The organism is Limnoglobus sp. (assembly GCF_059499385.1).
The window spans coordinates 55150-78545 of record NZ_JCABYM010000049.1 but is presented as its reverse complement, the minus strand read 5'-3'; the positions used below and the strand labels follow the sequence as shown (position 1 = coordinate 78545).

The window sequence follows — 23396 nt, the reverse complement described above, 5'->3', positions numbered from 1 at the left end:
ACTTTTTACTGTCGGCGGGCCCCCCCGCCGGCCGGGGGGTGACACGCTCCCCCCCCCTCCCCCGGGGTGGGGGGGGATTGGGTTTGGGGGTGGGGGCCAAGCCTCCCTCACACGGGAGGAACGTCCCCAAGTCCGGGACGCTGTCCCCCTCACCCCGGCCCTCTCCCCCGCAAAGCCGGGGGAGAGGGAGGAAATCGGTCCGCCGGACAGGGGTTAGTTGATGGCGGCCCGCACGATCGCCAAGAACGTGTCGGCCTTCAGGCTCGCCCCACCGACGAGCGCCCCGTCCACGTCCGGCTGTTGCAGGATCGTGGCAGCGTTGTCCGGCTTCACGGAGCCGCCGTACTGAATGAGAAGGTGACTCGCCACATTCTCGCCGAACAGGCCGGCGATTTTCTTCCGAATGAAGGCGTGGGCCTCCTGCGCCTGCTCCGGCGTGGCGACCTTCCCGGTCCCGATGGCCCAGACCGGTTCGTAGGCGACGACGAGGTGGCCCATCTGGTCGGCCGGGATGCCCGCGAGGCCGGCGGTCAGCTGCCGGTCGAGGACGGCGTCCGTCTGGTTCGCCTCCCGCTCGGCGAGCAGTTCGCCGACGCAGAAGATGACGTGCAACCCGGCGGCGAGGGCGGCCTTCGCCTTCTTGTTCAGGAACTCGTCCGTCTCGCCGAGGCCGTGCCGCCGCTCGCTGTGGCCGACGAGGACGTACTTGCACCCGGCGTCCTTGAGCATCTGCGGCGACAGCTCGCCGGTGAACGCCCCCTCCCGCTCGAAGTGGCAGTTCTGCGCCCCGAGGCCGACGGCGGTGTTTTCCAGCACGTCGGCGACGGTCGTGAGCCACACGGCCGGCGGGAACACGGCGACGATCACGCGGCTGTCGCCGCCGAGGTTCGTCGCCACGGTCGCGGCGAGGCCCTTCGCCCCGGCCAGCGACGTGTACATCTTCCAATTCCCGGCCACGAACTTCGGTCGCTTTGCCATGTGAGCCGTCTCCAATTAGTTCTCGCTCGGAGCCCAGAAGCTGCGGCCGAGCGCTTCCGCGAGCCGCCGCAGGTCGCCCATGAGCGCCAGGAACTGATGCGGCAGCAGCGCCTGCGGGCCGTCGGAGAGGGCCTTCTCCGGGCAGTTGTGGACCTCCACATGCACCCCGTCCGCCCCGGCCGCGACGCTCGCCCGGCTCATGCTCGGGATCAGGTCCGGCCGCCCGGTCGCGTGGCTGGGGTCCACAATGATCGGCAGATGACATTGTCCCTTCACGTTCGGCACGGCGCTCATGTCGAGCATGTTCCGCGTGCTGTCCTCGAAGCTCCGCACGCCCCGCTCGCACAGCACGACGTTCTTGTTCCCCTCGGCCAGGATGTACTCCGCGGACATGAGCATGTCCTTGACCGTCGCGCTCATCCCCCGCTTCATCAGCACCGGCTTGTTCGCCTTGCCGACCTCCTTGAGCAGGTCGAAGTTCTGCATGTTCCGCGCGCCCAGTTGCAGCATGTCCGCGTGCCGGCAGACGAGGTCCACCTGCCGCGGGTCCATGACCTCGGTGACGACCGGCATGTCGTACTTGTCGCCCACGTCGCGGAGGATCTTCAGCCCGTCCTCGCCCATGCCCTGGAAGCTGTACGGGCTGGTCCGCGGCTTGAACGCCCCGCCCCGGAGGATGTTCGCGCCGCCGGCCTTGACGTATTTCGCGATCGTGTCCAGCACCTCGTAGCTCTCGACGGCGCACGGCCCGGCGATCATGGCGAGGCTGCCGCCGCCGATGCGGACCTTGCCGACGTAGACGACGCTGTCTTCCTTGTGGAACTCCCGGCTGGCGAGCTTGAACGGCTTCATGATGGGAAGCACTTGCTCGACGCCGGGGATGGCCGCGAAGTTCTGGGCGAACGGCTTCGTCTCGTCGCCGATGGCCCCGACGATGGTGCGGGACTCGCCGCGGCTGACGTGCGGGGTGAACCCGAGTTCCTTCACCCGCTCGATGACGTGGTCGATCTGTTCCAGTGAGGCGTCGGGGCGTAGCACGAGGATCATGTGGCAGCCGTCCATCGGTTCCGCGGCGTGCGCGGGAGGGTCAAACGCTACCGGTTACGATATCGAAGTGCCACCGCCGCGACAGGTCGCGCGGGAGGTGAAAATCATTCCACGGAAACGCCCCCACTCCCCGCCGGAATCATTTCAAAAGTCCGGAATCATTCCGCGGCCGCGACCGAAGTTGTTGCGTCGAAATGAGATAATGATTCCGGACGGGGCGTGGAACGATCCCGGAATCATTCGGCCGGGGCGAAACGAGGCTGTCAGTCGTCCGTCAGCTTCGCCATCGGGAAGGAGCCGAGGATCGACAGCGACTCGCACATCTTTTCGGCGGTCGGAACCGCGACCTTGTCTCCAACGGGGTTCTCTCAAGTACGCTAGCGCTACCGGCTGGCGGGAGTGGCGGACAAGTCGTTGACCTTCTGCTGCAAGCTCTCGCAGAGTCGGGAAAGGATTTTCACCTTCTCGGAAAGGTTGTTAGCCGAAGCACAACCGAGGTGCGCCAACCGCTGCTCTTCGGGCGTCAAGAAGTTCCAGTATCGAGGTTTCGGTGCTACGGTCTTGGCCGAGTGAAGTTGTTCGCGGTCGGCTGTTGCCACCAGGGAGTCGAGCCAGGAGGGTACGCCGTCAACGTCCCACTCACCCTTCCTTTGAATCATTTCGTGGAGCAACTGATCGTTCAAGAATGCAAAACGAAGGTCGTCGTGCTGGTGGCAATCGGTCGGGTTCACACCGCGGACGATTGGAACGCCGAAGGCCTCGAAAAAGTAGACCTGAATGAGGGCGTGCAGCGAGTCGTCGCCGTCGTGCCGCTCGGCAATGTGGCGAATGAGGCGGGAAGGGGTCGATCCCTCCTTGAACAGACCGCGCAACTCCTTGACAACATCCGGATGCGTGTGCATTGTGTTATCCCCCTATGCCGCTTACCGACAGAACTCGACCCTCACGGTATCATAACTGACCGACGGGGTGGCAGGGTCTGTCGCGGTGATCGAGACCACGTCATAACCGTACTCGGAGGCCCGCAGGCCGGTCCACGTTAAAGCAGCCGCCCGCTCCGGGTCCAACCCCGCCGCCGTTGCACGGTTGAACTGATCGATGTTCGTGGTCAAGCCACTTGCCCGGTTCCAATCGGCCTGAATGACCCTTACCTGCGGCGCGAAGTGGTCCATCATCGCGGCAAAAAACTCTCGGCCGGACACCGCCCCACGTTCACCCGTATTGAGTCGGGCCACCACTTCAAATCGTACCGCACCGCTGTGGAGTGTTGCAAACAGGTAGAAGCGAGAATCTGACACGTCCTCGGCCTGGAACAAGGATGGGGTTGCCACACGGACGAGTAGGTTGGGATTGGCCGGCACGACCCACCTCAGTCGTCCGTCAGCTTCGCCATCGGGAACGAGCCGAGGATCGACAGCGACTCGCACATCTTCTCGGCCGCCTGGAGGGCCTTCTTGATCTTCGGGTCCTCGTGGTGGCCCTCGAAGTCCACGAAGAACACGTACTCGCCCTTCGCCTGCCGGTACGGGAACGACTCGATCCACGTCAGGTTGATCTTGTTCGACTTGAACAGCTCCAGGATGTCCACCAGCGACCCCGGCTTGTGCGGGACCTGGAACATGATCGCCGTCTTGTCGTGGCCGGTCTTCGCGCTGTCGCTGCCGCCGATGACCGCGAACCGCGTCTCGTTGTTCGCGTAGTCCTCGATGTTCGCGAACAGCACGCGGATGCCGTACCGGACCGCCGCCTGCCGGCTCGCCACCGCCGCCGCGTTCGGGGAGCCGGTCGCCAGCCGGGCGGCGTCGGCCGTGCTCGCGACTTCGTGCAGGCTCGCGTGCGGCATGTTCTTGCTCAGCCAGTTCCGGCACTGCGACAGCGCCTGGGCCTTGCTGTAGATGTGCTGGATCGCCGTCTGCTCGCAGTTCGCCAGCAGGTTATGATGAACCAGCAGCCGGATTTCCGAGCAAATCTTGATGTTCGGCATGCGGATGAACATGTCGAGCGTGTCCGCGATGCGGCCGTCGGTCGAGTTCTCCAGCGGCACGACGCCGAGATCGACGTGCTTGCGGTTCACTTCCTCGAACACAGCCGCGATCGACCCGACCCGCATGTACTCGGCCGCCTCGCCGAACCGCTCCAGGGCCGCGATGTGGCTGTAGCTGTACTCCGGCCCGAGGAACGCGACCTTCTGGGTCCGCTGCAGCGCCCGCGAGGCGCTCATCAACTCGCGGAAGATCGACTTGAGCGTGACCTCCGGCAGCGGCCCCTTGTTCGCGCCGAGAATGTTGAGGAGGACTTCCTCTTCGCGGGCGGCGGAGAATACGTCGCCGCCGGTCTGCGACTTCACCTTGCCGATCTGGGCCGCGATCGCGGCACGCTTGTTCGCGAGTTCGAGGATGTCGAGGTCGAGCTTGTCGATCTTGGTCCGCAGGGCCTTGAGGTCCGCGTTGACCTTGTCGCTCGATCCGGCTTCGGGTTTTTTCGACATGATGGCTAGTGAAGGCGGGAAAAGGTGGAAATTTGTGCCCAATGTATCCTTGCTGCGGATGAAGTCAACGCGACGGCCCGGATAGTCGGATTTTTCTAACCCGTTCCCGGTCGGGTTCTTCCGGCGAACCGGATGAATCCGTTACGCCCCTCCGCCGGACGCGGTTCGGCTGTCAGGCGAAGCCCCTACAAATCGCCGAATTTTACTCAAGAAACTGTCTGAAAACGACTTGTGACGACCATCGGGGGGCGTGTTGAGTCAGTTTCGACGGTCCAGGTGTGCGTAAACGGATGCCATTCTGACAGTCGCCCTTCAAACCCGCGCGGCGGAACTTGTTCGATTTCAGGCGATTTCGACGAGCTGCATGTCCGTTTGGGGCGCGGCACGGCGGTTGCTCTTGGACCCCCGAAACACGGACCGTTACCCGAATCACCACCCGTCGCGGTTCCAGGATACACCACGCAGCGAACGACCGGTCGTGGGTAAAATTCGCTGACATTGAGCCAACCCACGACCCCGGAGGAGGTCCACACACATGGCGGAAGAGAAAATCATCGGCATCGACCTCGGCACCACGAACTCGGTCGTCGCGGTCATGGAAGGGAACGAGGTCAAGGTCATCGCCAACCAGGAAGGCAACCGGATTACGCCGAGCGTCGTCGCGTTCACGAAGGACGGCAACCGGCTCGTCGGCGACCCGGCGAAGCGGCAGGCGATCACCAACCCGACCCGTACGATCTACTCGATCAAGCGGTTCATGGGCCGCCGGCACTACGAAGTCGAGAGCGAAGAGAAGCTCGTCCCGTACAAGATCACTGGCGGCAAGGAAGACTTGGTCAAGGTTGACATCGACGCCAAGAACTACACGCCGCCGGAAATCTCGGCGATGATCCTCCGCAAGCTGAAGGAAGCGGCCGAGGCGTACCTCGGCCACACCGTCCGTAAGGCGGTCATCACCGTCCCGGCGTACTTCAACGACAGCCAGCGGCAGGCGACCGTGGACGCGGCCGCCATCGCCGGGTTCGACACCGAGTGGGAGGTCGAGAACGAGAAGACCGGCAAGAAGGACAAGCAGCGGATGCGGATCATCAACGAGCCGACCGCCGCCGCCCTCGCCTACGCGATGGACAAGAAGAAGGACCAGAAGATCGTCGTGTTCGACCTCGGCGGCGGGACGTTCGACGTGTCCGTCCTCGAAGTCGGCGAGGACGGCGTGTTCCAGGTGAAGTCCACCAACGGCGACACCCACCTCGGCGGCGACGACTTCGACGAAGTCCTCATCGACTTCATCGCGGCCGAGTTCAAAAAGGAAAACGGCATCGACCTGCGGAAGGACCAGATGGCCCTCCAACGGCTCAAGGAGGCGGGCGAGCGGGCGAAGAAGGACCTGTCGCAGCAGACGAGCACGGACATCAACCTGCCGTTCATCACCGCGGACGCGAGCGGGCCGAAGCACCTGATGCTGACGATCACCCGCAACCAGTTGGAGCGGATGGTCGAGCACCTGATCGAGCGGTGCAAGAAGCCGGTGCTGACCGCGCTGCAGGACGCCGGGCTGAAGCCGGGCCAGATCGACGAGGTCGTGATGGTCGGCGGGATGACCCGGATGCCGCGGGTGCAGGCTCTCGTGAAGGAAATCTTCGGCAAGGAAGGGCACAGGGGCGTGAACCCGGACGAGGTCGTCGCCATCGGCGCGGCCATCCAAGGGGCGCAGTTGCTGCTCGGGGCGAAGTCCGACCTGCTGCTGTTGGACGTGACGCCGCTGTCGCTGGGCCTCGAAACCCTCGGCGGGATTCTCGACGTGCTGATTCCGAAGAACACGACGATCCCGAAGAAGGTGGAGAAGACGTACTCGACGGCGTCGGACAACCAACCGAGCGTGCTGGTGGAGGTCTACCAGGGCGAGCGGCCGATGAGCCGGGACAACAAGAAGATCGGCGAGTTCCACCTGGACGGCATCCCGCCCGCGCCGCGGGGCGTGCCGCAGATTCAGGTGACGTTCGACATCGACGCCAACGGCATCCTGCACGTGTCCGCGAAGGACCTCGGCACGGGCAAGGAGAACAACATCCGCATCACGAACAGCGGCGGTATGGACAAGGACGAGGTCGAGCGGATGCGGCGGGACGCGGAGAGCCACGCGGCCGACGACAAGAAGAAGCGGGAGATGGCCGACGCCCGGAACGAGGCGGACAACAAGGTGTTCCAACTGGAGAAGCTGTTCAAGGAGTCCGGCGACAAGATCACGGCGGCGGACAAGGCCCCGATCGAGCGGGCGATCGAGAAGGTGAAGGGGCTGAAGGACGGCACGGACCTGGACGCGCTGAAGGCGGCCGTGGCGGAACTCGACACGGCCTCCCAGGCGATGGCCCAGCACCTGTACAAGGCGGCCGGGGCCGCGCCGGGGGCGACGCCGAGTACGCCGACACCGGACAAGAAGGACGGCGACGACGTGATCGACGCCGAGTACGAGGTGAAGAAGTAACCAGAGTAGTAGGCACACTCCGTGTGCCGTTTGTTCGGCGTCTCGGCAACTTCTCGGAAGTCGCTGCGACCGACAACAGACGGCACACGGAGTGTGCCTACTACTATTTTCGCCCGGATATTTGCAAACCTCCCGCGTTCGGGTAGGTTGGGATTAGAGGATACTCGTTCCTCACCCATCACGGGAGCCGACCATGTCGCCGACTGAAGCGCCCACCCTCGAACCGCCGGTCGAACCCGTCGAGCAGTCCGGGTTCCGCGACCTCGACCCGAACGGCGTCCTCGAACAGCCGTTCTGGGAGCGGTACAACGACCGGCTCGAAATGCCGATCAGCACGGCGTTCGCCGTGCTGGTGTTCTCGCTCTCCGTGCTTTTCCTGGTGTTGGCGATGCGGGAGGGCCGGCCGAGCAAGAACCCGGTCCCGCTGTCGTTCCTCGGCGGCGACGACGACTCCGGCGACGGCAGCCCCGGCGACGGCGGGCAGGAACTGGCCGTCGGCGCGCCCGCGTCGGCCGCCGAACTCAGCAAGCTCACGAACAACGTCCCGCTGAGCGAAGTCAAGGACAACCTCCGCGAGAAGCTCGACCTCGGCGGCGACATCGACATTTCGGACAACGAGGCCGCGGCCCTGAGCCAGTTGAACAGCGACTTGCAGAAGAAACTCCTCGGTGCGCGGTCGGGCAGTGGAAACGGCACGACCGGCGGCGAGGCGGCCGGCGGCAAAGGCCCCGGCGGGTTCGGGGCGAGTTCGACCTACGCCCGCGCCCTGCGGTGGGTGCTGAAGTTCGAGACCTCCAACGGCCAGGACTACGTCAACCAGATGAGCGGCATCGGCGGCGTCATCATGGTCCCGGTCCCGCCGGACGGGAAGACGATGGTGCTGTTCACCGACCCGAAGAACCCGCAGCCGAAGACGGCGACGGACGCGGACATCGAGAAGTACACGAAGCTGATTCAGTTCGCGGAGGCGAACCAGGACAACGTGAAGGCGGTCGGCGTGGCGCTGAAGTTGACGTTCGTGCCGCGGTCGTTCTTCGCGTACTTCCCGCGGGAGTTGGAGGAGAAGCTGTCGTCGCTGGAGAAGAACTACCAGAACAAGCCGGCCGAGCAGATTCGCAAGACGGTGTTCAAGGTCATCATGCGGGGCGGCAAGTACGACTTCGTGGTGACCGACCAACAACTCCGCTGAGAATTGGTGTTCGAGCAAAGCCCACGGACGAACGTCCGTGGGCGTTTTCACGCGCCCACCTTCTTCCTCTTGAACGTGATCTGCTGGATCTCCGCCGCCTTCGCCGCGTCGATGACCTTCGCCAGCACGCCCCACGGCACGCGGCCCTCGAACTCCAGCAGCATTTCGCGGTGGCCCGTCGCCTTCATCGCTTTCGTTAACTCCTTCTCCACGTCCTCTATCTCGACGATCGTTTCGCCAACCTTCACCCGCGGCCGGTCTTCCACCATCCACGCTTCGACCTTGAACGACCGCTCCAACACGTCCGACAGCTTCAACTTCGTCTTCCCCTTGTCCTCCTTCGGGTCCGGCTCGGCGGGGATGTCGATGGTCCGCCGCAGCACGGAGTACGTCGTCGTGAGGATGAAGAAGATCAGCAGCACGAGCGCCACGTCGATGAGCGGGTTCATGTCCAGCCGCGTCTCGTCGTCGTGCGGCGGGGGCGGTGGCTCCATCTCGGCAATCGCGTCCGCGAACTGCGCGTGCTCCTCGATCGGCGTCCACGCATTATCGACCGGACCGCGCACGTCGTCCGTCGGCTCCCACTCGCCCTCGCGGACGCCGTCCAGCACCCGTTGGGCCGTCGGGATTTCGACGACCGTTTCCGACCCCTCGAACCGCACGGCCCAGCTCATTTCGGCTTCTCGTTAACGACGGTTCCGAACATCCGAATCTTGTTCTCCCGCTTCCGCTTCTCCAGCTCGGCCGCGAGGTCGAGCAGCTTGTCGCTGTCGTGCCCCTCGTGGCAGGAGACGTGGACCGACGGCGGGTGCGCCGCGCGCGGCAGCATTTCTGCGATCTTCGCGTCCATCACCCGCAGCACCTCGGCCATCGTCGGGAGTTCGCTGCCGCCGGGTTCGGGCGCGCCGTTGCCGATGCGGAACGTGTACGTCGGGTCGCCGTTCGGCTTGCGGTCGATCTCGATGACGAACGCCTCCGGGTCCTCGCCGAGGTTGGCGATGTGTTCCATCTCCGGGTTCTTGATCGGCGACATCGACGCGACGGTGGCCGTCATCATGAAGAAGATGAGCAGCACGAGGCTAATGTCGATGAGCGGGATCATGTCCGGGTCGTCGTCGTCGTCCGCGTGGTCCTTCTTCCACGCCACGTCCACCTCGACCGGCTCGAGCGCCTCCGTCGGCTTTTCGGGAATCGCGGGCGGGGCGTCGGCCGATTTGACGAACAGGTAGTCGCCGACGATGGGGTGGTCGGCGACGCGGCCCCAGTTCTCGCCGGGGCCGGCGTCCTTGATCTTGTCGTCCGGCGAGAGGCGGCCCTGCTGCGCCCAGTCCGTGACGGCCCCGAACGGCACGCCGCGGTAGACGGTGTTCGTGCTGATGAGCCATACGTCGAAGGAAACGACGGCCACGGGCAACCCTCACAGCCTGACTTCCGAAGTCCGGCTTCGACTTCGGAAGTCGAACGGCGGAGGAACTTTCGCGGGGTCGGCACGTGCTTCACCGCCCCCTCGACTTCCGAAGTCGAAGCCGGACTTCGGAAGTCAGTCTTACCGCCGTACCCGCTCGCGGCGGGAGCTGCGGCGGTCGTCGTCCTCGTCGTCTTCCTCCCCGTCCTCGTCGCGGCCGCGGCGGGCCGGCTTCTCCTTCTCCTCCCGCGGGTCGGGACGGGTCGCCTCCAGCGGGTCTTCCAGCTTCCCGGCCTTCGCGTTCTGCACCAGCACGATCAGCTTCTGGGCCGCCCCCTTCATCTTCGTCTCGAACCGGGCGATCCAGTCCTTGAACAGGACGTGCATGAACACGAGCGGGATGGCCGTCAGCAGCCCGAGCGCCGTCGCGAACAGGGCGAGGCCGATCGACTCGGCTTGCGCGCCGACGTTCCCGCCGCCGCCGGGACCCTTCGCCGTCGCCTCGGAGATTTTCGAGAACGTGCCGATCATCGAGATGACCGTGCCGAGCAGCCCGACCATCGTGGAAATCTTCGCGATGGCCAGGATCGGCGCGAGCAGGAAGTTCAACCGCGGGAGAATCTCCAACTCGACGGCGCTCGCCATGCTCCGCCGCATCGCGGCGACGCCCTGCTCTGACGCTTCGAGGCCGGCCACGTACAGGACGTTCGGGATGAGGCCCTTCTCGTTCCGGCAGAGCTGCGCGGCCGTCTTCGTGCCCTTCCGCTTCAGGATTGATTGCAGTTCCGGGAGGAACCGGTCCATCCGCGTCTTGGCGCTCTGGTTGAGCAGCCACCGCCACGCGACCAGGAGGAACGCGATGAGCGTCATCGCCGTCATCGGGGCCGCGAAGTACCACTCGTTCTCGTAGAAGTTCTGGAGCGCTTTCATTCGCCGGTCCGTGCGTCAGGGGATGTGACGAGTCTTCTTCTAGCTTTACAGACGGGCAACGCGCGTGCAAGAAGATCGTTGGAAACGAAGAAAGCCCAGGGATGATCATCCCTGGGCTTCGACCATCAAAATCCTCAATCGTCTTCCAACTCCTTCAACTGCGACCGCGCCACCACCTGCTGCAACACGGCCGCCGGGACCGTCTCGTAGTGGCTCAACTCCATCGAGTACGAGCCTTGCCCCTGCGTCATGCCGCCGAGCTGGGCCGCGTACCGGGCCACCTCCGCGAGCGGGGCGCGGGCCTGGATCACGTTCATGTCGCCGGGCAGCGAGTCCTGGTTCTCGACGTGCGCCCGCTTCGTGGACAGGTCGCCGAGGAGCGACCCGGTGAACCGGGCCGGGGCCGTCACCTCCAGCTTCACGATCGGCTCCAACAGCGTCGGCCGGGCCGTCAGGAACGCCTTCTTGAAGGCGTGCCGGGCGGCCGTCTTGAACGCCGCTTCGGACGAGTCCACGTCGTGGTACTTGCCGAAGTGGACCTCGACCGCCAGGTCCTGAATCCGGTAGCCGGCCAGGACGCCGCGTTCGAGCATCTCCTTGATCCCCTTCTCGATGGCCGGGATGAAGTTGTTCGGGATCGACCCGCCGACGATGTGATCGATGAACGCGAAGTTCGCCGCCGGATCGTAGTGGGCCGACCGCATCTTCTCGAAGTTCGACTTGTTCGCGAACTCTTTCTCCAACTGTTCCTGCGTCTTGATGTCCCGCGACAGCGGGAAGACCCGCAGGTGGACCTCCGCGAACTGGCCGCGGCCGCCGGTCTGCTTCTTGTGCTTGTAGTCGCCCGCGCCGTTCGTGATGATCGTCTCGCGGTACGGGACCTTCGGCTCCTTCGTGACGATGTCCACGTCGAACCGGTGCTTCAGCCGCTCGCGGATGACTTCGAGGTGTAGCTGGCTCACGCCGCTGACGACGAGTTCGTGCGTCTGCGGGTCGTGCGTGATCCGCATCGTCGGGTCTTCCTCCGCGATCTTGTGCAGCCCGCTGGCGACCTTCTCTTCCTCGCCGCGGGTCTTCGGCTCGACGGCGACGCCGAACATCGGGGCCGGGAAGTTCATCGCCGGCAGCTTCGGCGCGTCCGTGCGGAACGCGACCGTGTCGCCGACGTGCAGCCCGTCTACCTTCGCCACGGCGATGATGTCGCCCGGCACGGCGTCCTGAACCGGCACGTGCGTCTTCCCCTGGACCTGGAGCAGTTGCCCGACGCGGATCGACTTGCCGTTGTTCAGGTCGATGATGTTGTGGTTCGGCGTCAGCGTCCCGCACAGGACGCGGATGAAGCTCAGGTGGCCGACGTACCGGTCGTTCACCACCTTGAAGACCTGGCCGAGGAACTCGGACGCGGCGGTCGGCTCGGCCGACCTCGTCGAGCCGTTCGACCCGAACGATAGCCCTTCGAGTTTCTTCTTCGACATCTGCGGCGACAGCCCGAACCGCTCCAGCCCGTCGAGCAGCTCCTTCACCCCGCGGTCCTTCTTCGCGGACGTGCAGAAGATCGGCACGACGTACCCGGCCGCAATGCATCGCGGGATCGCCTCTTCCAGTTCCGCGTCCGTGATGCTGCCGTCGGTGAGGTACTTTTCCATCAACGCCTCATCGACCTCGACGACCGCCTCCATCAGCTCCGTGCGGGCCTGCTTCTGGTCGTAGGGGAACGTCGTCGGCGTCCCGGTCGGCTTGTGAACGAGGTCGATGACGCCGTTGAACTTCGGCCCCACGTCGTTCGGCATGTTGAACAGGACGCAGTTCTTGCCGAACGACTCGCGGATGCTGGTGACGACGGCCTCGAAGTCCACCTTGTCCGCGTCGAGCTTGTTGATGATGAAGACGCGGGCGAGGCCGAGCTTCCCGGCCTCGTGGAACATCCGCCGGGTGTTCACCTGGATGCCGTTGACGGCGCACACCACGACGGCGGCCGTCTCGACCGCCGACAGCGCCTCGATGGCCGCGCCGATGAAGTCGGGCGTGCCGGGGGCGTCGAGGAAGTTCAGGTGCTTGCCGCCGTGCTCGGCGTGGAGGACGTGGGTGTCGATGGAGAAGTGGTGGCGTTTCTCGTCCTCGTCGGTGTCGGCGGCGGACGTGCCGTCGTCCACGCTACCGAGCCGGTCCACCGCGTGGGCCTCGAACAGCAGGGCGTCCGCGAGGCTGGTCTTCCCGGCCGCGCGGTGCCCGACGAGTGCAATGTCCCGAACGTCTTCGACGAGGTGCTTGCTCATACGTGAACTCCTGATGGGAAGAGGAGCCACGGCAGAACGGTCGGTCGCGGGCGGTCGAAGGATCGGTGTCTCGTAGGGCGGGTCAAGGCTTTGCGCCGACCCGCCGTCGGTCACAGTAGCCCCGGCGGGTCGGCGCAAAGCCTTGACCCGCCCTACGAAGGCATCAGGTCATTCGCCGCTCGCTTTCGGTACGGCCGTCCGTGTCGTGGCCAGGATCAAGGACAAGTCAACGGTCCCTTCGTACAGCGCCCGGCCGATGATGCAGCCGAACAGGTTCGTGGCGGCGAGTCTCGCCACGTGGTCGTGGGTGCTGACGCCGCCGGACGCGATGACCGGCAGCCGCACCGCCGCCTGCATCTCCGCGAGGGCGTCGAAGTTCGGCCCGCTCATCATGCCGTCCTTCGCGATGTCTGTGTAGACGACCGCCGCGAGCGGGGCGTGTTCCACCTTCTTCGCCAGGTCGGTCGCCTTGGTGGCCGACGTGCTGAGCCAACCCTCGGTGGCGACGAACCCGTCGCGGGCATCGACGCCCAAAACGATCCGAGCCGGGTGTCGGTCGGCCATGCGGCAGACCCAGCCCGGCTCTTGCAGCGCGCGCGTCCCGAGGACGGCCCAGCGTACACCCCACCCGAAGACGGCCTCCAGGTCGGCCTCGGTGCGGATGCCGCCGCCGAGCTGGCACGGCACGCCCGCGGCCGCCACGATCCGCCGGACCACGTCGCCGTTCACCGGCTTGCCGGCCTTCGCCCCGTCGAGATCGACGAGGTGCAGCCGGTCGGCCCCTTGCGCGACCCATTGTTTCGCGACGGCGGCCGGGTCGTCCGAGAAGACGGTTTCCCGCGAGTAATCGCCTTGACGCAGGCGGACGCACTTGCCGCCGAGCAGGTCGATAGCGGGGTAGATGAACATGATCGAACCTCCCTCCCGTCGGTCGAGGAAAGCCGATGTCTTAGCGAATCGGCCGTCCGTCGGCGCGGCGAGGGGCGTCAGCAACCTCTCGCATTGTGGGCGCGGGGTGGGAAGAATTCAAGAAGATAGTCACGGTTTCCGTGACGGTACGAGATCGACCGGCTGGAGCGTGAAGTCGGCGGTCGTGGTTTTCCCGGCCACGACGCGGACGGTCGAACGCTTCTCGACCGGCGGTAGGTAGGACATGCGGACCATCTGGCCGGTCTCCGGGTCGCGCTCGTGGCCGCGGGCGTGCCAGTTCGGATGCCAGCAAACGAGTTCGTACTCGCCGTCCGGCACGTCCGCCAGCGCGAACCGGCCGGCGTCGTCCGTCCGGGCGAAGTACGGGTGCTCGCACGCGAAGATGTCGGCGGCGGCCCAGAACTGCCCGCTCGCGCTCGTCAGTTCCACCCGGCCCGGCTGGGAGAGGACGCGGCGGGTCGTGTCGTTCGCGGCCGGCAGCATCAGCGTGAAGAAACTGGCCCCGCGGGCCCGCACGCCGCTGATCGCGTCGATGCCGTTCGCGAACGCGACCTCCGACCCGACGGGCACGAACCCGACGCGCTGCCGGCCGCCGTCCTGCACCACGACGAGGCCCTGCGATTCCACGTCAACGCGGACGTTCGTGGCCGGTTGGGATTTCGCCCGCCGCGGATCGACGCCGCGGAGGAAGACGACGGCCGTTCGCACCCCGCCGTCGGCGGAGAACCGCGGGGCGTTCGGGTGCGGCACGATTTCCTTCTGCGTCATCGTTCCGAGGAACCGGGAAATCGGCAGCGGGGACACGTCCGGCAACTCGCCGACCCACCGGACGCGGCCGGCAACCGTGCCGCAGGCGGCCGGGTCGAACCGGTCGTTCGCCGGGAGCGGGACCGGCTCGGCGGGCGACGGGATGTTCACGGCGAGGGAGCCATCGCAACCGACGGCGAGGAGGGGCAGTAGGAGTGCGAGGCGCGTCATGCCGTTGGTGTACCCGAACCCGCGGGGCCGGGGCAAGCCGGGTTCGGCGTCCCCTCCGACCGGCGGAGATTGTCCCTTCGCCTTCGACAAACCGCCGGCGGTGAGATAAAATGAGGGTGAGACGGTATCCCTCCATGACCGCTGGGCACGACGCCCACGCATCCGACACCTAGAGGCCGCACGCTCCATGCGACGACTCGCATCCTCCGTGCTCGCGCTCGCTTTCGGGTCCGCCCTCGCGGCCGCCGACAAGCCCACGGCCGAGCAGCTCGACTTCTTCGAGAAGAAGGTCCGCCCGCTGCTGCTGTCCGACTGCGTCCGCTGCCACGGCGAGAAGAAGCAGGAGGCCGGGCTACGGCTCGACACGGTCGCCGGGCTGAAGAAGGGGACGGACGCCGGGCCGGTCGTCGTGGCCGGGAACGTCGAGAAGAGTTCGCTCATCAAGTCGGTGCGGCGGCAGGGCGAGTTCCCGATGCCGCCGAACAAGGAACTCGAAGACGAGCAGGTCGCGGCGCTCGTCGAGTGGGTGAAGCACGGGGCGGCGATGCCGGAGGCGGTCGTGCCGCAGGCCGCCCCGGACGCGGCGAAGACGCACTGGGCGTTCCAACCGGTCCGCGACCCGGCCGTGCCGCCGGCGAAGGCCGCGAACCCGATCGATGCGTTCGTGCTTCAAAAGTTGCACGAGAAGGGGCTGAAACCGTCCGCGGTCGCGGACAAGCGGACGCTCATCCGCCGCGCCTACTACGACCTGATCGGTTTGCCGCCAACAGCCGACGAGATCGACGCGTTCGAGAAGGACGACTCGCCCGAGGCGTTCGCGACGGTGGTGGACCGCCTACTTGCGAGGCCGCAGTACGGCGAGCGGTGGGGCCGGCACTGGTTGGACGTGGCCCGGTACGCCGACACGAAGGGGTACGTCTTCACCGAGGACCGCAACTACCCCTACGCCTACACGTACCGCGACTACGTCATCAACGCGCTGAACGCGGACAAGCCGTACAACCGTTTCGTCATCGAGCAGTTGGCCGCGGACAAGCTCGACCTGAAGGGGGACAAGTCGCCGCTGGCGGCGATGGGGTTCCTGACCGTCGGCCGGCGGTTCAGCAACAACGTCCACGACATCATCGACGACCGGATCGACCTCGTCGGCCGCGGGCTGATGGGGCTGAGCGTCGGCTGCGCCCGCTGCCACGACCACAAGTTCGACCCAATCCCGATCGCGGACTACTACTCGCTCTACGGCGTGTTCGGCAGCAGCTTCGAGCCGAAGGAGCTGCCGCTGATCGCGGAGGCGGTGCGAAGCCCGGAGGCGGTCGCGTTCGAGGAGAGCCTCAAGAAGATGGAGCAGGCCGCGGCCGACTACGAGAAGAAGATGTACGCCGACGCCCTCGCGCCGTTCAAGAAGGCGTCGTCCATCGCGACGATGTTGCTGGCCGTGAAGGCGACGAAGGGGTTCCCCACCGACAAGGCCGACAAGTGGGCGGTGGAGAACAAGCTCGACCCGCGGATGCTCGACCGGTGGCGGACGGCCGTGGCGACGAACGACGCGATCTTCGCGACGTGGAATACGCTCATCGCGACGCCGGAGAACGAGGTTCCGAAGAAGCTGGCGGAGGCGGTCAAGGCGAAGTCGGTCAATTCCCACCTCGCCACGCTGCTGCGCGAGTCCGGGCCGAAGACACACGCGGAAGTCGCGGCCGTGTACGGCGAACTCCTCGCGGAAGCGGCGAAGGGCGACTCGACGGCCGACCGCGACTGGAAGCTGCTCGTCGCCCGCATGGCCGGCGAGAACGGCATCACCAACCCGCTGCCGGCCGACGCGGACAAGCTCGTGCAAATCCCGGTGAAGCGGGAGTTCCGCAAGCTCCGCAACGCCGCGGCCGTCGCCCGCGCGAAGTCGCCGTTCGCCCCGCCGCGGGCGATGGTCATGAACGACAGCCCGCGGATGTCCGAGCCGGTCGTGTTCCTCCGCGGCAACCCGAACAACCGCGGGCCGAAAGTCCCGCGGCAGATGCCGGCCGTCGTCGCCGGCCCGAGCCGCGCGCCGTTCGCCGACGGCAGCGGCCGGCTCGAACTCGCGAAGTCGATCGTTTCCGGCACGAACCCGCTGACCGCCCGCGTGATCGTCAACCGCGTTTGGACGTGGCACTTCGGCCAGGGCCTCGTCCGCACGCCGAGCGATTTCGGCGTCCGGTCCGAGCCGCCGACGCACCCGGAGTTGCTCGACTGGCTGGCGACCCGGTTCGTCGCCGACGACGGCTGGTCGCTCAAGAAGCTGCACCGCCGAATCATGCTCAGCGCGACGTACCGGCAGGCGAGCACCGTCACGCCGGAGCTGGCGAAGGCCGACCCGGACAACCGGCTGCTCGCCCGGTTCAACCGCCAGCGGCTCGACTTCGAGGGCCTCCGCGATGCGCTGCTGTTCGCGGCCGGCACGTTGGACGTGAGCAAGGTCGGCGGCAAGTCGGTCGATCTGTTCGCGGCCCCGTTCACGAAGCGGCGGGCGGTGTACGGGTTCGTGGACCGGCAGAACCTGGCCGGGACGTTCCGGGCGTTCGACTTCGCCAGCCCGGACCAGCACACGCCGCAGCGGTTCCAGACGACCGTGCCGCAGCAGGCGCTGTTCCTGATGAACAGCCCGTTCGTGCTGGAGGCGTCGAAGGCCGTCGCCGCGCGGGCCGCCGGCACGACGCCGGAGCGGGTGACGGCGACCTACCGCGCCGCCCTCGGCCGCCCGCCGACGGCGGAGGAAGCGGAACTGGCCGAGGAGTTCGTGACGGCGACCCCGAAGGACGGGTGGGAGCAACTCGCCCAGGTGCTGCTCTTGAGCAACGAGTTCGCGTTCGTGGACTGAGGACGAAGAATGCGTGTGCCGTCGGCCGACCGAGTGACAAAACCCCCGAAGGCGAAGCCGCGGTTCGTGCCGCCGTTCCGCAACGGCGACCACATGGACCAGAAGACGTTCCATGAACTCTACATGCAAACGCCGGACGACTTCAAAGCCGAGCTAATCGGAGGGGTAGTCTACGTGGCATCGCCCGTCACTTGGCGGCACGGCCGCCCGCACGCCCGCGTGGTGGCCTGGTTGAGCCTCTACGCCGGAGAGTCGGAAGAGTTGATGGTCCTGGACAACACGACCAACATCCTCGACGAGGAGAGCGAACCGCAACCCGACGCGGCCCTCTTGATCGACCCGGACAGCGGCGGCCAAACGACCATCAACGAGGACGATTACGTCGTGGGGCCGCCGGAACTCGTGGCCGAAGTCGCGTACTCCTCGGCCGCGATCGACCGCCACGCCAAGCGGCGGGACTACGAAGCGTTCGGCGTTCGCGAGTACCTGATCGTGATCGTCGAGACGGAAGCGGTGGAATGGTACACCCGTGGGAAGCGGGGTTTCATGGCGATAAAGCCCGACGAGAATGGCGTCTACCGTTCCCGTGCCTTCCCCGGCCTTTGGCTCGACCCGGTGGGTATCTTCGAGCGTGGCTCGAAGCGGCTCCTCACGACTTTGAACACGGGGCTGGCCTCCGACGAGCACGCGAAGTTCGTCGCGAAACTCGCGAAGACACGGGCCAAGCGGGATATGTCATGAGCGCCGTTCTCACGCCGACCCCAGCCGCCGGGCTGCTGACCGCGGCCGAGTTTGCCGCGCTACCGCCGTCGGCCTACGGGTCGAAACAGGAACTCTTCCGCGGAAAGGTCGTCACGTTATCTCCGCCCGCCCCTCAACCGGCTTTCGTCCGTGGCGTCGTTCAACTCGCCCTCGCCTCGGAGTTGCGCGCCTTCGTGATGCAAGCCGGCACAGGCCGCGTTACTCTCGAGAGCGGGCCGGACGTGGCGTACTGGAGCTTCGACCGGCTGCCGGCCGACCAGGCCCCGGCCGCGTACCCGGACGTGGCCGCCGACCTCGTGGCGGAAGTCATCTCGCCCGGCAACACTCGCCGCCGCGTCGCGGAGAAAATTCGCGAATACTTCGCCCGCAGCGTCCGGCTCGTCTGGGTCGTCGATCCGGACGAGCGGTCCGTGACCGTCTACACCCGGCCCGGCGACGGGACCGTCCTCTGGATCGACGCCACGCTCACCGGCGGCGACGTGCTGCCGAACTTCGCCTGCGCCATCGCCACCCTCTTCGAGTCGCTACCCGCATGAACCCCTTCCTCACCCGGCGGCAACTCCTCGCCAACTGCGGCGTCGGCATGGGCCTCATCGGCCTGCAGCAACTGCTCGCCGCGGAGCCGAACGCCGTCAACCCGCTCGCGCCGCGTGCCCCGCACTTCCCCGCGAAGGTGAAGCGGGTCATCCACGTCTTCGCCAACGGCGGGCCGAGCCAGGTGGACACGTTCGACCCGAAGCCGCTCCTCAACAAGTACCACGGCAAGCCGCTGCCGACGAGCAACCTCCGGACCGAGCGGCGGACCGGGGCGGCGTTCGGCTCGCCGTTCAAGTTCCAGAAGTACGGGAAGTCCGGGATCGAGGTCAGCGAGCTCTTCGCGCACACCGCGAAGCACGTCGACGACATCTGCGTGATCCGCAGCATGCACGCGGACGTGCCGAACCACGAGCCGTCGTTTTTGCTCATGAACACCGGCGAGTCCCGGCTCGTCCGGCCGAGCCTCGGGTCGTGGGTCACCTACGGTCTCGGCACGGAGAACCAGAACCTCCCCGGTTACGTCGCGATGTGCCCCGGCGGGATGCCGCTGCTCGAGTCGCAGAACTGGCAGTCCGCGTTCCTGCCCGGCATCTTCCAGGGCACGTACATCGACACCCGAGAGCGCGACCCGGAAAAGCTGATCGAGCACATCCGCAACAAGTTCTCCCTCGGCAACACGCAGCGGAAGCAGCTCGACCTGTTGCAGAAGCTCAACAAGATGCACCAGGAGGCCCGCGACGCCGACCCGCAACTGGAGGCCCGCATCCAGTCGTTCGAGCTGGCCTACCGGATGCAAACCGAGGCGACCGACGCCTTCGACATCCGCAAGGAGAGGAAGGAAACCCTCGACGCCTACGGCAACACGGACCAGGCGCGATCCTTGCTCATCGCCCGGCGGCTGGTCGAGCGGGGCGTGCGGTTCGTGCAGGTGTCGCACGGTCCGGTCCAGCCGTGGGACAGCCACGACGACCTGGAGGCGAACCACCGCCGCCTCGCCGGGGATGTGGACAAGGCCATCGGCGCGCTGCTCGCGGACTTGAAGCGGCTCGGCTTGTTCGAGTCCACGCTCGTGATCTGGGGCGGCGAGTTCGGCCGCACGCCGGTCGTGGAACTCGCCCAGCCGGGCAGCAACGCCGGCAAGGTGAACGGCCGCGACCACAACCACCACGGGTTCACCTGCTGGCTCGCCGGCGGCGGCGTGAAAGGCGGAACCGTTGTCGGGGCGACCGACGAGTTCGGGTTCAAGGCGGTCGAGAAGCCGGTCCACGTCCACGACCTGCACGCGACCATCCTGCACCTCTTGGGCTTCGACCACGAGAAGTTCACGTACCGGTACGCCGGCCGCGACTTCCGCCTCACCGACGTTCACGGCCACGTCGTCAAAGACGTGTTGTCGTGAAGAATTAGCCACAGATGAACACAGAGAACACAGATAAAACCAAATCATGATTTTTATTCATCCGTGTTTATCCGTGTTCATCTGTGGCTCAAAATGACCTCTTCTGAAATCGCGCTCGACATTTGGCGGCACGCGGTCGCGGCCGCGAACCCGGAACAGGCGATCCTCGACGCCTGCATGGCCCTCTACGACGAGTTGGCCCCGCTCCTGAACGCGACGACGCGGATCGTCGCGGTCGGCGCGGGCAAGGCCGGCGGCCGGATGGCGGCCGGGCTGGAAGCCGTGCTGCAAGTCGAGCCGAACCTCGTCGGCGTCGTGAACGTCCCCGAGGGCACGCCGCGGACGACGACGCGGATTCGGCTACATTCGGCGCGGCCCGCCGGGAGCAATCATCCGACCGCGGCCGGGGTCGAAGGCGCGGACGAGATGCTGCGGCTGCTCGCCGCGGCCGGGCCGGACGACGTGGCGTTCTGCCTGCTTTCCGGCGGCGGGTCGGCGCTGCTACCCGCGCCGGTCGCCGGCGTGACGCTCGAAGACAAGCAGGCCGTTACGAAGCTCTTGCACGCGAGCGGGGCGACGATCAACGAGATGAACGCCGTCCGCAAGCACCTGTCGCGGGTCAAGGGCGGGCGGCTGGCGGAGGCGTTCCGCGGCAAGCTGGTCGTCAGCCTCATCATCTCGGACGTGGTCGGCGACCCGCTCGACGTGATCGCGTCCGGCCCGACCGCCGCCGACCCGACGACGTTCGCCGACGCGCTGGCCGTTCTGGACAAGTACGGGCTGCGGGCACAGTCGCCGCCGCGGGTGGTTGCCCACCTCGAACGCGGCGTGCGGGGCGAGGTCCCGGAAACGCCGAAACAGTTGCCGCCGAACGTGCGGAACGTCGTGATTGCCTCGAACACACGGTCGCTCGACGCGGCGAGGGTGAAGGCCGTCGAGCACGGCTTCGCCGTGCTCGACCTGGGGCCGTTCGTCGAAGGCGAAACGAAGGACGTGGCCGCGGCCGTCGCCGGGATCGTGCGAAGCATTCGCGAGCGCGGCGAGCCGGTGAAGCCGCCGGCGTGCGTACTCCTCGGCGGCGAGACGACGGTGACGCTCGGCATATCGACCGGCAAGGGCGGGCGGAACCAGGAGTTCGTCCTGGCAATGCTCGACAAACTCGGCCGCGACGGAATGAACGGCGTGACGGTCCTGAGCGCGGGCACGGACGGCGAGGACGGCCCGACCGACGCGGCCGGCGCGGTCGCCACCCAGGACACACTTTTTGCCGCGGAAAGGCTCGGTCTGTCAACGGCAACCGCGCTACGGTCGCACGACGCCTACCCGTTCTTCGACGCGACCGGCGGCCTCGTCCGCACCGGGCTGACGGGCACGAACGTCATGGACGTTCGCGTCGTGCTGATTCGGTAAAAGGTGCGGGCAGATTTTTCATCGCGTCCGGCGCGAGTTGTAAAACTTGCCGTCAGAATTGCCGACGCAACCCGAAAAATCAGCGATTCAAGATCAATCGGCCGCGAAATTCGGCACGAAACTGCGCGGCACGGTGATTGCTTCTGTTCCCATCAACCGACGCAGCCTTGTCGGAACGGGGCTGGGACGGAAGAGGCCGAGCCGCGGGCCGGAACCCGCGGCTCCAAAAACCCGTTGGCGGACGTTCGCGTTCGCCGACGGGTTTTTCATTTCCCCACGGCCGCCAGCAACTCCATCACCGTCGCCGTGACCGTGTCGGACGCCGTGACTTCGAGGTAGCTCGACCGCGCCCGCCACGTCTCGTACCCGCCCCACCGGTGCTGCTGCGGCGTCGGCAGGTAGCCGTTGTAGCCGTTCGCGAGCGACACCGTGAACGTCGGCTGGAGGGGCGAGCGGCGTTTAATCTCCAGCCCGATCTCGGTGAACACCTCGCACGGGATGCCGACGATCCCGAGGCCGCCGACCCGCATCGCCTGGAGTTTCAGCTTCACCGTGTCCGGGTACTTCGCGATCAGCACCGTCTCGCGAGCGTACACCTCGTCCAACCCCTTCAGCACGCGATCCCCGGCCTTCGCGAGCATATCCTCAGCCCGTTTTAGTTCCCCGGCGGTCGGTTTACGGACCTTCAGCTCGACCTCCTTCTCTGCGACGGCGAGAGTTATGTCGCTGGTGAACTTCGCCTGTCCGTAAGCCCTCTTCGCCGCATTCGACACCACGTCGGCCACGACCCGCGCCCGCTCGCCGGGCTTGGCCGGGATCGCCGCCTCGCGGAAGTTGATGTTGTTCACGTCCCCGCTCGTGCCGTTGAACAGCCCGCCGACGAATTTCTCGTTCCCGCCGACCTTCCCGCCGATCGTGTCGCTGAACAGCCCGAAGTAATCGGCCGAGAGCGCCGGCAGCCCACCGACGTAGTGCAGCGAGTAGTTGCCGAATAGGGCGACCGGCTTCCCGCCCACGCGGGCCGCGAGGATCGACACGCCCGGATCGGTCGGCCCGGCGCTCGCGATCAGGGCCGGGTTCTGAATTCCGGGGTTCATCTTCACGAGGTCGGTCGTCCCGCCGAACGGGTCGCGGTTCTCGACGCTCGGCTTGATCCACCACCGGCGGTTGAACACCTGCGTCGGCTCGTCCACGACGGCCCACCCGAGTTCCGCCGGCGAGAGGTTGGCGTGCGCCTTCGCGATCCCGTCCGCGATCTTGCCCGGCAGCCACGCCACGTACTTCGCGTCCGGCTCGCTCTGGAACACGCCGGTCGCGGTCGGGGCGGAGTGCGTGTGCGTCGCTGAGATGAGCATGTGGCTCGTCGGGATGCCGGTCTTCGCGCTCGCCAGCTCCTTCGCCCGGTCGAGCAACTCCCGCGGCAACATGCAGCTATCGACGACGACGAGGGCGAGCTTCGTCTTCCCGTCGTCCAGCACCAGACACCTCGCGTGCAGCGGGTCGTTCGCGGCCTTCGCCTGGAAGTCGGCCATGTTCCCGTTCACGGAAATCGGGAAGTGCTCCGGCGTCACGTCCATCGCAAACGCCCCGGCCCGCACGCCGGACTTCGGGTCCGCGGCGACGGCGAAACTCGCCGACAGGAACAGGAAGAACAACAAGGTTCGCATGGGGATCGTCCTGGAAGGCAGGTTTAACTCTGCCGAGGATACCGATTGTTCCGGCGAATGC

Annotated in this window: 19 protein-coding genes; 7 read left to right on the top strand and 12 right to left on the bottom strand. The window is 66.4% G+C overall.

The features are described 5' to 3' along the window. Positions 1-213: 213 nt before the first annotated feature. The 5 genes from tpiA to pheA all read right to left on the bottom strand — a co-directional run bounded on the left by tpiA (position 214) and on the right by pheA (position 4513). On the bottom strand, positions 214-978 hold the full coding sequence (gene tpiA / locus AC5JJ2_RS09585) for a triose-phosphate isomerase (protein WP_495857758.1): 765 nt from the start codon (positions 976-978) through the stop codon (positions 214-216). Between the two features lie 15 nt (positions 979-993). Continuing rightward, complete coding sequence (gene aroF / locus AC5JJ2_RS09580; protein ID WP_495857757.1) at positions 994-2025, bottom strand: 3-deoxy-7-phosphoheptulonate synthase; 1032 nt, start codon at positions 2023-2025, stop codon at positions 994-996. A 383-nt stretch (positions 2026-2408) separates the two neighbouring features. Next, on the bottom strand, positions 2409-2927 hold the full coding sequence (locus tag AC5JJ2_RS09575) for a hypothetical protein (RefSeq protein ID WP_495857756.1): 519 nt from the start codon (positions 2925-2927) through the stop codon (positions 2409-2411). 21 nt (positions 2928-2948) lie between these two features. Next, positions 2949-3386, bottom strand: a complete 438-nt coding sequence (locus AC5JJ2_RS09570) for a hypothetical protein (RefSeq protein ID WP_495857755.1) — start codon at positions 3384-3386, stop codon at positions 2949-2951. An 8-nt stretch (positions 3387-3394) separates the two neighbouring features. Next, positions 3395-4513, bottom strand: coding sequence for a prephenate dehydratase (gene pheA, locus AC5JJ2_RS09565; RefSeq protein WP_495857754.1), 1119 nt, complete (start codon positions 4511-4513; stop codon positions 3395-3397). A gap of 535 nt (positions 4514-5048) precedes the next feature. Between pheA and dnaK the strand changes: the two genes are divergently transcribed. Together dnaK and AC5JJ2_RS09555 are read left to right on the top strand one after the other, a co-directional pair. Then, positions 5049-6998: a molecular chaperone DnaK gene (gene dnaK, locus AC5JJ2_RS09560; RefSeq protein WP_495857753.1), complete on the top strand. Its 1950-nt coding sequence runs from the start codon at positions 5049-5051 to the stop codon at positions 6996-6998. 193 nt (positions 6999-7191) lie between these two features. Beyond that, a complete protein-coding gene (locus tag AC5JJ2_RS09555) occupies positions 7192-8187 on the top strand; it encodes a hypothetical protein (protein WP_495857752.1) in 996 nt (331 codons plus the stop codon). Positions 8188-8234: 47 nt separating this feature from the next. On the opposite strand, the gene AC5JJ2_RS09550 is transcribed toward AC5JJ2_RS09555, so the two are convergent. The 6 genes from AC5JJ2_RS09550 to AC5JJ2_RS09525 form a co-directional block, all read right to left on the bottom strand. Continuing rightward, the gene (locus tag AC5JJ2_RS09550; RefSeq protein ID WP_495857751.1) at positions 8235-8861 is read right to left on the bottom strand and encodes an ExbD/TolR family protein; all 627 of its coding nucleotides are present in this window, start codon (positions 8859-8861) and stop codon (positions 8235-8237) included. Then, entirely contained in the window at positions 8858-9595 is a 738-nt protein-coding gene (locus AC5JJ2_RS09545) for an ExbD/TolR family protein (protein WP_495857750.1), read from the bottom strand. The genes AC5JJ2_RS09550 and AC5JJ2_RS09545 overlap by 4 nt, the downstream gene beginning before the upstream one ends. A 138-nt stretch (positions 9596-9733) precedes the next feature. Beyond that, positions 9734-10522, bottom strand: coding sequence for a MotA/TolQ/ExbB proton channel family protein (locus AC5JJ2_RS09540; protein WP_495857749.1), 789 nt, complete (start codon positions 10520-10522; stop codon positions 9734-9736). A 134-nt stretch (positions 10523-10656) separates the two neighbouring features. Then, entirely contained in the window at positions 10657-12798 is a 2142-nt protein-coding gene (locus tag AC5JJ2_RS09535; RefSeq protein ID WP_495857748.1) for an elongation factor G, read from the bottom strand. A gap of 168 nt (positions 12799-12966) precedes the next feature. After that, a complete protein-coding gene (gene hisA / locus AC5JJ2_RS09530; protein WP_495857747.1) occupies positions 12967-13707 on the bottom strand; it encodes a 1-(5-phosphoribosyl)-5-[(5-phosphoribosylamino)methylideneamino]imidazole-4-carboxamide isomerase in 741 nt (246 codons plus the stop codon). Between the two features lie 129 nt (positions 13708-13836). After that, a complete protein-coding gene (locus tag AC5JJ2_RS09525) occupies positions 13837-14706 on the bottom strand; it encodes a carboxypeptidase-like regulatory domain-containing protein (RefSeq protein ID WP_495857746.1) in 870 nt (289 codons plus the stop codon). A 187-nt stretch (positions 14707-14893) separates the two neighbouring features. Between AC5JJ2_RS09525 and AC5JJ2_RS09520 the strand changes: the two genes are divergently transcribed. The 5 genes from AC5JJ2_RS09520 (at position 14894) to AC5JJ2_RS09500 (ending at position 21668) form a co-directional block, all read left to right on the top strand. Then, positions 14894-17560, top strand: a complete 2667-nt coding sequence (locus AC5JJ2_RS09520; protein WP_495857745.1) for a PSD1 and planctomycete cytochrome C domain-containing protein — start codon at positions 14894-14896, stop codon at positions 17558-17560. A 9-nt stretch (positions 17561-17569) separates the two neighbouring features. After that, positions 17570-18301: a Uma2 family endonuclease gene (locus AC5JJ2_RS09515; protein WP_495857744.1), complete on the top strand. Its 732-nt coding sequence runs from the start codon at positions 17570-17572 to the stop codon at positions 18299-18301. Continuing rightward, on the top strand, positions 18298-18858 hold the full coding sequence (locus AC5JJ2_RS09510; protein WP_495857743.1) for a Uma2 family endonuclease: 561 nt from the start codon (positions 18298-18300) through the stop codon (positions 18856-18858). Before AC5JJ2_RS09515 ends, AC5JJ2_RS09510 begins: the two co-directional genes overlap by 4 nt. Continuing rightward, on the top strand, positions 18855-20258 hold the full coding sequence (locus tag AC5JJ2_RS09505; protein ID WP_495857742.1) for a DUF1501 domain-containing protein: 1404 nt from the start codon (positions 18855-18857) through the stop codon (positions 20256-20258). The genes AC5JJ2_RS09510 and AC5JJ2_RS09505 overlap by 4 nt, the downstream gene beginning before the upstream one ends. A gap of 93 nt (positions 20259-20351) precedes the next feature. Beyond that, the gene (locus tag AC5JJ2_RS09500; protein ID WP_495857741.1) at positions 20352-21668 is read left to right on the top strand and encodes a glycerate kinase type-2 family protein; all 1317 of its coding nucleotides are present in this window, start codon (positions 20352-20354) and stop codon (positions 21666-21668) included. A 266-nt stretch (positions 21669-21934) separates the two neighbouring features. Here the strand turns inward: AC5JJ2_RS09500 and AC5JJ2_RS09495 are convergent, their stop codons facing one another. Further along, positions 21935-23335, bottom strand: a complete 1401-nt coding sequence (locus AC5JJ2_RS09495; RefSeq protein ID WP_495857740.1) for a hypothetical protein — start codon at positions 23333-23335, stop codon at positions 21935-21937. Positions 23336-23396: the final 61 nt, after the last annotated feature.